1 protein-coding gene is annotated in these 428 nt (G+C 51.2%); it reads right to left on the bottom strand.

Annotated elements, in window-relative coordinates; translation table 11 throughout:
- Positions 1 to 428, bottom strand: a 428-nt coding sequence (locus R5268_RS19390; RefSeq protein WP_317423127.1) for a contractile injection system protein, VgrG/Pvc8 family, incomplete at both ends; no start/stop codon positions are given.

The raw sequence follows: 428 nt of genomic DNA, 5'->3' as shown, positions 1-428 counted from the left end.
GGATGCTGTTTGTGTACTTCACCGGTGACTTCATGCTGAAACGGATAAGACGGGCGATCCGGATTGTAATCTTTCTGGATATGCACATCACTGCACAACTGCTCGGCGTAGCGCCAGGAGAACGCCGTGCTGTCACGGATATCGGTATCGGCCTGCGGGTTATAGGTCAGATGAATACCGGCGGTCATACCGAGGTGGTTGTCGCTGTAAAACAGTTTCGGGCCTTCTTCGAACCAGAAATTAATGCCCTCCTCAAAGGCCAGACGACACCAGAAATCATAAGCAGATTCCCGTTTCTGAGTAATGTACTCCCGCTTTTGGTGTAACTCGTCCTGATAGAATTTCAGGTCGTTTTTGACATGCGCTTCTTTAAGCAGCGTCGCCAGCACTTCCGGCACCGATTGTTCCCGGAAGATACGGCTGTCCTG

It is taken from the genome of Morganella sp. BCCO 40_0007 (genome assembly GCF_032989665.1).
Lineage (GTDB): Bacteria > Pseudomonadota > Gammaproteobacteria > Enterobacterales > Enterobacteriaceae > Morganella > Morganella sibonii.
The sequence above is the reverse complement of the archived record's forward strand: the minus strand, read 5'-3'. Positions and strand labels throughout refer to the sequence as shown.